Genomic DNA, 11621 nt, shown 5'->3' on the forward strand with positions numbered 1-11621 from the left:
CAGGGTTATGAGTGGCTTTGCCTGCACCGCCGTCAGCGCTGCCTTGCTGCCATGCTGCCTCGGACGAGCCGCCTTGGCCGCGGCTGGCAGCCTGCGGTTCTCGGTTGGCCAAATCGCCGACGGCGTCTTCGCCTTCCAGGGCGTGGATGAATTGATGACCGCAACAAACGACGGTGCCATCTGCAATCTGGGCGTCGTCGTCGGCACCGACGCGGTTGCCGTCATCGACAGTGGCGGCAGCCTGACCGAGGCGCACGCCTTGCTCGCCGCGATCGGAAAGATAACCGCAAAACCGGTTCGCTTCCTGATCAACACCCACATGCATCCCGATCACATTTTCGGCAATGCGGCATTCCGGGAGATCGGCGCGACCATTGTTGGCCATCGCAATCTGCCGCGTGCCCTCGAGGCGCGTGGCGCGTTCTATCTGCACAATTATCGCGAACAGGTCGGCGAAGCGCTTATGAACGGAGTCGAGATCGTTTCGCCGGCGATGCTGGTTGACGATCGCCTGGAACTCGACCTCGGCGGGCGCATGCTCGAACTGCGGGCATGGAAGGCTGCGCACACCGATAACGACCTGACCGTCTTCGACCCCGAGACCAGCACGCTCTTTGCCGGCGATCTCGTGTTCATGGGCTCCTTGCCGACGCTCGACGGATCGCTGCTTGGCTGGCTCCGCCAGATGGATGCGCTCGCCGCGATCGGCGCCGCGCGCGTCGTTCCGGGTCATGGTCCGGTACCGGCCGACTGGCCGCAGGCGCTGGCAGGAGAACGGCGCTATCTCGAGATTCTGGCGCGCGATATCCGCAACGCGATCGTCGACGGGACGCCGCTCCGAGAGGCCGTCAAAACCGCCGCCGGAAGCGAACGGGGCAAATGGCACCTGTTCGACGACTACAATGAGCGCAACGCAACAGCTGCTTTTGCTGAACTCGAATGGGAATAGACCACACCGACATGCGCCAGAGATCATGAAGTGGGGCGATTTGCCAACGCGTCGTCAAAGGCATATTCTAAACGCCAGCCTGGGCACCACCTCTGTTGCATTGGTGGAGGCATCGAAATGCAAAATCACGCTTACGCGAGCAGGCAGTTCGCCTTGTCGCTTGCATCGTTCTTGGCCGCAATCATCTTGACCATCGGTACGCTGTTCGGCGTCTCCTCAGCCGCCAACGCACAGCAAACAACGGCTTCTTCGGAGAAGATCTGGGAAGACTTGAAAGGCGACGTGTTCGGCGACCGGGCTATTCTGGTCGACACCGGCGTGGTCAGGATCGAAGCGCCAAAGCGGGCGCAAGATGCCGCCATCGTGCCTGTCGACATCTATGTCGACCCAGCCAAGGCGCCGGACGGCATCAAATCCGTGACCTTGATCATCGACGCCAATCCTGCGCCGGTGGCGGCAACGTTCCAGATCGGCAAGGACGCCGGCGTGACACATCTGTCGACACGCGTGCGCGTCAACGATTATTCCTATTTGCGTGCCATAGCGGAGACTCAAGGCGGCCAACTCCACATGGCTCAGACCTTCGTCAAGGCGTCAGGCGGCTGCTCCGCCCCTGCGGTCAAGAACCAGGACGAGGCCATGGCGGCGATGGGGCAGATGAAGCTGCGCCAGTTCCCACCCCAAGAGACGATGAGCAAGGCAGAGGAGTTGCAGTTGATGATCCGCCACCCGAACAATTCGGGCCTGCAGCGGGATCCGTTGACCCAGTATTTCATCCCCGCGCATTTTGTTCAGAAGCTGTCGATCTCGCAAGCCGGCCGGCCGATCCTCTCGATGGAAGGTGGAATATCGATTTCGGAAGACCCTAATTTCCGATTCGATTTCACGGCGCACGGCAATGGTGAAATCCAGGTCGAAGCGATCGACACGGACGGCAAGGTATTCCGCAATCAGTGGCCGCTGGAGAAAACGGGGCTCTGAAGTCTCGAAATACGCTATGCCGCGCTGCCACGGCGATGGGCACGCTTGATCTTTAGAAGCAACGCACGTCGGCTTCCGACTGCGCACGCTTCAGCTCTGTACGGGCTGCCTTCGCCGGTGCGCTTTCCCGAAACAGCCCCGCGTTTTCCCCCGTTGTCAAAGACATGCTCTTGAAGGTCTCGGCCGTCTCATAGTGGTCGTAGGGCAGGATCGAGGCGATGACGTCGATCGAGCAGGAACAGCTTTCCAGCGCCTGACGCGTCTGGCCGTTCGTTCGCATGCAGCCGAGCACGTAGTCGACAACCGTTACTGTGGGATACTCTCCCGCAGCACCCGCCGGGTTTGCGATGGCCAGTGTCGCCGTGAAGAGCAGCGGCAAGGTCGAAAATCCAACATATCTGATCATGAGAAACCTCCGGTTGGTCCGGGTTCGATGCGCCCGGACGAGATCGGCGTGCCAGTTGGCAACGCGCCGTAAAGCCAGTCAAGCACCCATGGGTTCCGTATACGACCAAAGGAGGAAAGGGCTGTCCACGAGCGATAGCTATGGATGACGACTTGATCACCGGCTCCGCGCCCAGGCTCCCGCGACCGCTTCGTATCTCGCTCAATATCGGAGAACGACGAGACTTTTTACATGCCATCCAAGATGGGCAGCGATAAACATTAGCAAATAACCTCGGTGTATATTAAAATCAAAAGACCGACAGTAAGACTATTTTAGTACGGTTCTCGGTCACCGCGGGAGCGTAAAACACTTCATATTAATCTTGTAGTTCTGTTCATTTCTGTATATTGCAGTGCATCATTTAGAATATTGCGGTGCAACAATGCACTAGGCCTTTTTTGCTTGCCTAGCCTTTTGGGATGACATAGCCTTTCCCTGTTTCCGGCTTCAAGGGCGTCACCGTCATTAGGGAGCGGCGACAGTCTTTCGTAGGCCAAAGTGAGGTGGGCAGTAACGGTGCCCTCTGCACATCTGGCTTAGGTCGTGACACGCTGCCGGAAATATTTCCCCCCCGTGAATCGCTTGGGCGAGCCCTTGTGGGCCTGACAGTCGATTCATCACTGTGAACCCCGGGAGGAATTCGGATGCGTGTACTTACGAAAGCTACGTATATTCTAACCACTGCGGCGTTTCTGTCGCTCGGCGCGGCCTATACGGCGTCGGCCAACGAGGATCTTGCAAAGCTCGCTTCGGATGCGAAGAACTGGGCGATGCAGACGGGTGACTACGCCAACACCCGCTATTCCAAACTCAACCAGATTACTGCGGATAATGTGAAGAACCTGCAGGTCAAATGGACCTTTTCCACCGGCGTGCTGCGCGGGCATGAGGGTGGACCGCTGATCATCGGCGATGTGATGTATGTCCATACGCCCTTCCCAAACAATGTCTTTGCGCTCGACCTCAAGAATGACGGGAAGATCCTCTGGAAATACGAGCCCAAGCAGGATCCGAATGTCATTCCGATCATGTGTTGCGATACGGTCAATCGCGGTGTTGCCTATGGTGACGGCAAGATCATTCTCAATCAGGCCGACACCACGGTCGTCGCCCTCGATGCAAAGACCGGCAAGGTCGTCTGGTCGGTCAAGAATGGCGACATGACCGACGGCGGCAAAGGCGAATCCGGCACGGCTGCCCCCGTCGTGGTCAAGGATAAGGTACTCATCGGCGTGTCCGGCGCCGAGTTCGGCGTTCGCGGCTGGCTGGCCGCCTACAATCTGAAAGACGGCAAACTTGCCTGGAAAGCCTATTCGGAAGGTCCCGACGCCGACACCCTGATCGATCCCGAGAAAACCACCCAGCTGGGCAAGCCGGTAGGCAAGGATTCCGGCACCAACACCTGGGAAGGCGAGCAATGGAAGACAGGCGGCGGCACGACATGGGGATGGTATTCCTATGATCCCAAGCTGAACCTGATCTACTACGGCACCGGCAATCCCTCGACATGGAACCCGGTCCAACGGCCTGGCGACAACCGCTGGTCAATGACGATCATGGCCCGCGATGCCGATACCGGTGTTGCCAAATGGCTCTACCAGATGACCCCGCATGACGAATGGGACTATGACGGCATCAACGAGATGATCCTCGTCGATGGCATGGAGGTCAATGGCGCCAAACACGACGTGCTGGTGCATTTCGATCGTAATGGTTTCGCCTACACCATGGATCGCGCCACCGGCGAGCTTCTCGTCGCCAAGAAATACGATCCAGCGGTGAACTGGGCGACGGAAGTCGTCATGGACCCAAAGAGCGAACAGTATGGTCGCCCGCAGGTCGTGGCGAAATATTCGACCCAGCAGAACGGCGAAGACACCAACTCGACGGGTATTTGCCCGGCGGCGCTTGGAACGAAGGATCAGCAGCCGGCTGCCTATTCGCCGAAAACCGGCCTGTTCTATGTTCCGACCAACCATGTCTGCATGGACTATGAGCCGTACAAGGTAAGCTACACCGCCGGTCAGCCTTATGTTGGCGCCACAGTGTCGATGTACCCGGCACCTGGCGGCGACGGCAGCATGGGCAACTTCATTGCCTGGGATGCGGCCAAGGGCGAGATCGTCTGGTCGAAGCCTGAGAAGTTCTCCGTGTGGTCGGGCGCGTTGGCGACAGATGGCGACGTCGTCTTCTACGGCACGCTCGAAGGCTACATCAAGGCGGTCGATAAGGACGGCAAGGAACTTTACAAGTTCAAGACCCCGTCCGGCATCATCGGCAACATCACCACGTACGAGCATGACGGCAAGCAGTACATCGCCGTTCTGTCCGGCGTCGGTGGGTGGGCAGGTATCGGTCTGGCAGGCGGTCTGCTTTCGCCTGACAACGCTGCTGCCTGGCATGGCGCCGTCGATCAGGGCCGTGCGCAAGGCGATCAGTCCGCGGTCGTTGGTACCGCTGGTCTGGGTGCCGTCGGCGGCTACGCGGCACTTGCCGACTATACGACGCTGGGCGGTCAGCTCACCGTCTTCGGTCTCCCGGACTGACGGGCGGGGAACCTTAAGCACGCCTCAGGTCTTGTTGGACCGGAGGTTTGAAAAACGAGAGCCCGGATCATCCGAAACCATGGCCGGGCTCTCGATGCGGTTGCACCCCCGACACACCGATCAATGCCGGCCACGGCAGCAAACCGTGTCCACGGCAAATGAAGGAAGCGTTTGAATGTCCGTTCGCATTGTAATTTCGGCTTTCGTCCTGGCTCTGCTGCCTCTGGCAAGCTCAGGCGTGGCGTGGGCCGAGGACAGCATGGAAAAAGCCAAGGCGGTGAAGCAAGAAGGCGGCAAGTATTTGGATGCGGATGGAAATCCGACCTACAAGATCGAGAACGGAACCGTCGACTGGTACACGTTCAGCGGCTACCGCCGGTATCACTCCGATTGCCATGTCTGTCACGGACAGGATGCGACAGGTTCGAGCTACGCGCCGGCCCTGGTCAACAGCTTGAAAACCATGGACTACGCCACGTTCCTCTCGATCGTCGCCGAGGGCCGCAAGAATGTCGGCGGCGGCAAGGAAAACGTCATGCCTGCCTTTGGCGACAACAAGAACGTCTATTGCTACCTGGACGATCTCTATGTCTACCTGCGCGCGCGCGCCGATGGTGCGGCGCCACGCGGCAGGCCGCCCAAGCACGAAGACAAGCCGCAGGCGGCGAAGGATGCCGAAGCATCCTGCATGGGCGGATGACATGAACGGCTGCGGTGCATTGAAGCTGCGCGTCGTTCTGCCGATTCTCGGCGCACTGGCCTTGTTGCCATCGAACGCGCAGGCGCAAGGCGCCGGCCTCGGCGCGGCGGGAGAACTGGTCGATCCCGACATTCTGCGCGTCTGCGCCGATCCTTCGAATATGCCCTTCACCGACAAGAGCGGCGAAGGCTTCGAAAACAAACTCGCCGAACTGGTAGCCGCGAAAACCGGACGGAAGTCCGTCGCCTATACCTGGTTTCCACTTGTCACCGGCTTCGTTCGCAACACGCTGGGAGCGAACCGATGCGACATCATCATGGGCTATGCCCAAGGCGATGAACTGGTGCAGAACACCAACGCCTATTATCGCTCCACATATGTGCTGGTCTACCCGAAGGGCAACGATATGGAGGGCGTCGAAACGATCGAGGATCCCAAACTCACGGGCAAGACGATCGGGGTTGTCGAGCGCACGCCGCCAACCGCCAACATGGCCGCCAACAAGCTTCTGCGGACCGCCAAGATCTATCCGCTTGCGGTGGATACGCGTGTCACCCCCTCCATGGGGGAGGTCATGATCAAGGACATGCTGGCCCACAAGATCGACGCGGCGGTCCTGTGGGGACCGATGGCAGGCTACTATGCCAAGCAACTTGGAGCCGATGTGGCGATTGTTCCGCTGGTAAAGGAAAAAACCGGCTCGCGCATGTCCTACCGCATCACCATGGGCGTACGTCCGTCCGACCAGGAATGGAAGCGGACGCTCAACCGGGTGATCAGGGAAAACCAGGCGGAGATCAATAGGCTCCTGCTGAGTTACAACGTGCCGCTGATCGACGAACACGACAATCCGATCACCCAATGAAGGGAAAGGAGGCTGTTTTTTTGCTGGTCGCTGCGAGCCTTATGGGTCTGGCCGAACCGACGCGGGCTGGCGAGATCGCCGAACCCAGGGGGTATCGGATGGACGACTATCGGGCGCCGGTGCCGCCGACGCTGCAAGGCGCCAGGGTGGTGACGACGGCGGAAGCTGAAGCGCTGTGGCGAGCGAAGAAAGCAGTCTTCTTCGACGTGATGCCGAACACGCCCAAGCCGACCAATTTGCCGGCAGGAACGATATGGAGAGATAAGGTTAGAAAGGACATTCCAGGCAGTACATGGCTGGCCAACGTGGGATACGGCGCTATTTCGCAAGAGACCACCAGCTATTTTCGCCAAGGCCTCGAAGCCAAGGCCGGCACGGACAAATCGCGAGCGATTCTGTTCTATTGCATGACGAATTGCTGGATGTCCTGGAATGCCGCCAAACGGGCGATCGAGTGGGGCTACAGTTCGGTAATCTGGTATCCACTCGGCGCTGATGGGTGGGAAGGTGCAAATCTTCCGCTGGAGGTGAAAAGACCATATGAAACGAGCAATTGAAGGAAGGTTTTGCTATTATTCCCGGTAGTTTTGCTTTTCGATTTTTCAAAACCTACTTTTTCGTTTGTCCATTTTGAGACGTGATGGACGAGCCATTGCTTCGGTGCCCTGCAATGGTTGGCTAACAACAGGGATCGGTCCCTTCGGACTGGTATAAGAGGAGAAATGTCATGAAGAAAAACTGGAAAAAACCGACCATGTGCCAGGTTGCTGCGGGCATGGAAATTTCTCGGTATCTGCCTGCCGAAATTACTCCCAAGAGGTAGGCCGCAGAGGTGCGTGTCCCTGGCAACAGGGGCACGCATCCCCGCAAGGGTTTTGGCGAAAGGTTTTGACGCGTGTAGGGCGCGCGCGGCACTTTTCAGGGCTGCAAATTGCCTGCTGGTCAGAGAAGCCGCGGGGCGGGCGTTTTCATGCATTTGAGGATCATCGGATCGGCGGCAGGCGGCGGCTTTCCGCAATGGAATTGTAATTATCGTCTCAGTCGTGCGGCCCGCTCCGGGATGGCTGGCGTGCATTCACGAACCCAATCAAGTGTCATCGCTTCGACGGATGGCGTCGGCTGGGTTCTTTTCAATGCCTCACCCGACATTCGCCAGCAGATCGCGGCAACGCCAGAGTTGCAACCTGCGCGCGACGCGCCGCTGCGTTCGACGCCTATCCGCGCGGTGGTGCTGACCAATGCCGATGTCGATCATATCGCCGGACTGCTCAGCCTGCGCGAGCGGCAGCCTTTCGCCATCTATGCAACGGCGCAGGTTCTGGCGACGCTGGAGGCGAATTCGATTTTCAACGTTCTCGATCCGGCGGTCGTGCCGCGGCGCATCCTGCCGACAGCGAAAGAATTGGTCATCTGCGATGCGGAAGGCAGCGAGACCGGCGTGATGATCGAGAGCTTTCCGGTGCCTGGAAAGATAGCACTCTATCTGGAGGACAAAGACCATCCGGATGCCAATTTCAGCTCCGACGCCGGTGACACGATTGGAGTCCGAATTGCGGGTATCGGCAGCCGCGATTCTGTCTTCTACATCCCGGGCTGCGCGCGCATCGATGCGACGCTGCGCGCGCGTCTTTGCGATGCAGCCTGTCTTCTGTTCGACGGCACTGTCTACACCGACGACGAGATGATCGTCGCCGGCGTCGGTCAGAAAACCGGCGCGCGCATGGGGCATCTGGCGATTTCGGGAGACGCGGGTTCGATCGCCAGCCTGGCCGATGTGAGGCTGGGCCGCCGCGTCTTCGTCCATATCAACAACACCAATCCGATCCTTGACGAGAATTCGGCCGAACACGCGGCGGTCAAGGCGGCAGGCTGGGAAGTCGCAGGCGACGGCATGGAGATGGAATTTTGAACGATTTCCGCGATGCGGCCAAAGGCGGCCTGTCCACGAGCGATCTCGAAGCCGTGCTGAGGCAGGTCGGCGCCGAGCGCTACCACAATCATCATCCCTTCCATCACAGGATGACCAGCGGCGCGCTGTCGAAGGCCGAGATGAAGGCCTGGGCGCTGAACCGTTATTGCTACCAGGCTGTCATCCCGCGCAAGGATGCCATGATCCTCGCACATGCCGAGGATTCGGCGTTTCGCGCCGCCTGGCGCAAACGTATCGAAGACCATGATGGCGAGGACGGCTGGAGCGGCGGTATCGCGCGCTGGCTGCATCTGGCAACCTCGCTCGGTCTGGACGCCGAGGCCGTGAAGAGCGAAAGGCTGGCACTGCCGGCGACACGGTTCGCCGTGGGGGCCTATCTCTCCTTTTGCACCAACCGGACGCTGTTGGAGGCGGTCGCGTCGTCGCTGACCGAGATGTTCTCACCGCTCATCATCGGCGAGCGCGTACCGGCGATGCTGGCCAAATACGATTATATCACCGAGGATACGCTGGCCTATTTCAAGCAACGGCCCGAACAAGCCTCGCGCGACGCCGACTTCGCCCTCACCTACGTGCTCAGCCATGCCGATACGGCGGAACGCCAGCAGCAGGCAATAGATGCGCTGGTGTTCAAATGCGATATACTCTGGGCCATGCTTGATGCGCTTCAACACGCCTATGGCGAGCCGGAAAACATACCGCCCGGCGCCTTCCGCCCCGAGGCAGCCCCATGATGCTGCGCGAAAGAGCCTTGGTGTCGCTGCGATCGATACCCTTCCTGCCGAAGCACGTGCGCATACAGTACGATTCCGTGCGGCAGGCGTTCGCCGTGCTTTCACCGGAGAGAATATTCTGGCCGAACGATATCAGCCTCGACATATTGCGGCGCTGCGACGGACGGTCCACGGTCGGCGAAATCATCGCCGGCCTTGCCACGGATTATGAGGCCGAGGAGGAGGCCGTGGCGGCCGACGTCATCGCCTTCCTGCAAGAGTGGTCGGACAAGCTGCTGGTGAAGCTATGAACACGCCCCTCCTCCCTCCTATCGGCATGCTGGCGGAACTGACACATCGCTGCCCGCTGCAATGTCCTTATTGCTCCAACCCGCTCGAATTGCAGAAGGCCAATCGCGAACTCGACACACAGACCTGGCTCAGCCTGTTCTCGGAGGCCGCCGATCTCGGTGTTCTGCAGGTGCATCTGTCAGGCGGTGAGCCGACGCTGCGCCGCGACCTCGAGCAATTGATCGCCGGACTTTCAGCGCGCGGCGTCTATACAAATCTGATTACCGCGGGCGTCGGCATCGCCGAAGGCCGCATCGAAGCATTTGCCGAAGCCGGGCTCGACCATCTGCAATTGAGCTTTCAGGGCGCACGGCCTGAGACCACCGAACGCATCGGCAACCACAAAGGCAGCCACGACAAGAAGCTGGAGACGGCACGCCGCGCGCGAGCTGCCGGCTTGCCTCTCACCATCAACGCGCCGATCCATCGCCATAACATCGAGGAGGTACCGGAGTTCATCGATCTTGCCCTTTCGCTGGACGCGGAGAGGCTCGAGATCGCCAACGTCCAGTACGCTGGCTGGGCTTTGATCAATCGCGATCAGCTGATGCCCGAGCGTGCAGCAGTCGACCGGCAGGCGGAAATCGTCGCGGAAGCACGCGAGCGGCTGGCCGGCATTATCAACATCGATTTCGTGACACCAGACTATTTCGCCATCTACCCCAAACCGTGCATGGGTGGCTGGGCGCGTGACGCGTTCATGGTGGCGCCTGACGGCACCGTGCTGCCGTGCCATGCCGCGCAGACGATCCCGTCGCTCAGCTTCGAGCGTTTCAAACCACACACCCTCTCCTCGATCTGGGCCGATTCGCCGGCGTTCAATGCCTTCCGCGGCACGGACTGGATGCAGGAACCCTGTCGCGGCTGTGAACGACGCGAGATCGACTGGGGCGGTTGCCGCTGCCAGGCGATGGCGATCGCCGGCGATGCCGCCGCAACGGATCCGGCTTGCGCGAAGTCGCCGATCCACGCGCGCATGGCGATGCTGATCGACGAAGCCAAGCGTACCGCGACAGTTCCTTCGGAGGACGAACCATTCACCTACCGGCGTATCGGCGTCGTGACCGAGCCCGCCTGACAGGTTCTTTCATTCCGCCGTATTCTCGCGCTCGCGCACTGCGTCGGCGAAAGCCAGGGCATCGCGATTGATCCCGACATTGTGCACACGAAAAATCGAAGCACCCTTCAACCGCAGGATGACGCTGGTTGCAGCTGTGCCAACGTCCCGCCCTTCGTCGCTTTCGCCGACCAGGTGATGGGCAAGCCTCTTGCGCGAGGTGCCGACGAGCCATGGAAAACCAAGAGCGCGCAGTTCGCCGAAGCGAGCCATGAGTTCAAGGTTCTCCTCTCCGCTCTTGGCGAAAGCGAAGCCTGGGTCCAGCACGATGCGGTCGTCCGGGATGCCGGCGTTGCGCGCGATCTCCAGCGATCTGTTCAGGAACAGGAACTGGTCGGCGATTACATCGGCCAATTTTTCCCGGTCGCGCCCGGTGTGCATGATGACCAGGCCAGCGCCAGCTTCCGCCGCGACGTGCGCAATGTCGGGTTCGCGCTGCAGGCCGTGTACGTCGTTGACGATATGTGCACCCGCCGCGACCGCGAGACGCGCCGTCTCGGCCCGATAGGTGTCAACCGAAACGATGCAGTCGCCGTCCGACGACAGCGCCTCGATGATCGGGAGGATACGCGATTGTTCCTCAAGCGCCGAAACGCTGCCGGCGCCGGGCTTGGTGGACTCGCCCCCGACATCAATGATCGCCGCGCCCTCGCCGATCATACGCCGTGCCTGTTCGAGTGCCCGCTCCGGCCGATCGAATTCTCCACCGTCGGAAAAACTGTCCGGCGTAACGTTCAAGATCCCCATCAGTAACGATCTCGCACCAAGATCGAGATACCGTCCATGAGCAAGTTGCCAACGGTTCATCGGGCGAGCGCGGCGAGCATCGACGCCACGCCTCCCTGGTGATCGCTCGGACATAGTCTACCGGGTGCATTCTCGCGAGGGATGCTGAGCTCCATGCCACGCAATACCGCAGTTGGTGTCGTGGTCATCGTCATTGTGGAATTCGCGTCGTATTCGATCTTTCGGTCGCCCAGGCTATCATAACCCCACAGTGCGAGAAGCGAATGTTCGGGCG

The 11621-nt window shown here is 60.0% G+C and carries 12 protein-coding genes; 10 read left to right on the plus strand and 2 right to left on the minus strand.

What is annotated here, in order from left to right; genetic code table 11:
- The first annotated feature begins 7 nt into the window (after positions 1 to 7).
- A complete protein-coding gene (locus tag FJ959_RS22705; protein WP_281406687.1) occupies positions 8 to 949 on the plus strand; it encodes a quinoprotein relay system zinc metallohydrolase 2 in 942 nt (313 codons plus the stop codon).
- 117 nt (positions 950 to 1066) lie between these two features.
- Entirely contained in the window at positions 1067 to 1930 is an 864-nt protein-coding gene (locus FJ959_RS22710) for a quinoprotein dehydrogenase-associated SoxYZ-like carrier (RefSeq protein ID WP_140566577.1), read from the plus strand.
- A 52-nt stretch (positions 1931 to 1982) separates the two neighbouring features.
- Here the strand turns inward: FJ959_RS22710 and FJ959_RS22715 are convergent, their stop codons facing one another.
- Positions 1983 to 2336 carry a hypothetical protein gene (locus tag FJ959_RS22715; protein WP_140632186.1) on the minus strand — a complete coding sequence of 118 codons (354 nt, stop codon included), beginning with the start codon at positions 2334 to 2336 and terminating at the stop codon, positions 1983 to 1985.
- Between the two features lie 686 nt (positions 2337 to 3022).
- On the opposite strand from FJ959_RS22715, the gene FJ959_RS22720 reads away from it, so the two are divergent.
- The 8 genes from FJ959_RS22720 (at position 3023) to pqqE (ending at position 10561) form a co-directional block, all read left to right on the plus strand.
- On the plus strand, positions 3023 to 4924 hold the full coding sequence (locus FJ959_RS22720) for a methanol/ethanol family PQQ-dependent dehydrogenase (protein ID WP_140632189.1): 1902 nt from the start codon (positions 3023 to 3025) through the stop codon (positions 4922 to 4924).
- 175 nt (positions 4925 to 5099) lie between these two features.
- The gene (locus FJ959_RS22725) at positions 5100 to 5624 is read left to right on the plus strand and encodes a c-type cytochrome, methanol metabolism-related (protein ID WP_140515133.1); all 525 of its coding nucleotides are present in this window, start codon (positions 5100 to 5102) and stop codon (positions 5622 to 5624) included.
- On the plus strand, positions 5596 to 6489 hold the full coding sequence (locus FJ959_RS22730; protein WP_140524717.1) for a substrate-binding domain-containing protein: 894 nt from the start codon (positions 5596 to 5598) through the stop codon (positions 6487 to 6489). Before FJ959_RS22725 ends, FJ959_RS22730 begins: the two co-directional genes overlap by 29 nt.
- Positions 6486 to 7046 (plus strand): PQQ-dependent catabolism-associated CXXCW motif protein, encoded by a 561-nt coding sequence (locus tag FJ959_RS22735; RefSeq protein ID WP_140581044.1) that lies wholly within the window; start codon positions 6486 to 6488, stop codon positions 7044 to 7046. The genes FJ959_RS22730 and FJ959_RS22735 overlap by 4 nt, the downstream gene beginning before the upstream one ends.
- 413 nt (positions 7047 to 7459) lie before the next feature.
- The gene (gene pqqB / locus FJ959_RS22745; RefSeq protein ID WP_140498251.1) at positions 7460 to 8398 is read left to right on the plus strand and encodes a pyrroloquinoline quinone biosynthesis protein PqqB; all 939 of its coding nucleotides are present in this window, start codon (positions 7460 to 7462) and stop codon (positions 8396 to 8398) included.
- Positions 8395 to 9153, plus strand: coding sequence for a pyrroloquinoline-quinone synthase PqqC (gene pqqC, locus FJ959_RS22750; RefSeq protein ID WP_140632191.1), 759 nt, complete (start codon positions 8395 to 8397; stop codon positions 9151 to 9153). Before pqqB ends, pqqC begins: the two co-directional genes overlap by 4 nt.
- Positions 9150 to 9443 (plus strand): pyrroloquinoline quinone biosynthesis peptide chaperone PqqD, encoded by a 294-nt coding sequence (gene pqqD, locus FJ959_RS22755; protein ID WP_140498256.1) that lies wholly within the window; start codon positions 9150 to 9152, stop codon positions 9441 to 9443. The genes pqqC and pqqD overlap by 4 nt, the downstream gene beginning before the upstream one ends.
- Positions 9440 to 10561, plus strand: coding sequence for a pyrroloquinoline quinone biosynthesis protein PqqE (gene pqqE / locus FJ959_RS22760; RefSeq protein WP_140557402.1), 1122 nt, complete (start codon positions 9440 to 9442; stop codon positions 10559 to 10561). Before pqqD ends, pqqE begins: the two co-directional genes overlap by 4 nt.
- A gap of 9 nt (positions 10562 to 10570) precedes the next feature.
- On the opposite strand, the gene folP is transcribed toward pqqE, so the two are convergent.
- Complete coding sequence (folP, locus tag FJ959_RS22765; protein ID WP_246679003.1) at positions 10571 to 11347, minus strand: dihydropteroate synthase; 777 nt, start codon at positions 11345 to 11347, stop codon at positions 10571 to 10573.
- Positions 11348 to 11621: the final 274 nt, after the last annotated feature.

Origin of the sequence: Mesorhizobium sp. B2-2-4 (genome assembly GCF_006442375.1) — a bacterium.
Classification (GTDB): Bacteria; Pseudomonadota; Alphaproteobacteria; order Rhizobiales; family Rhizobiaceae; genus Mesorhizobium.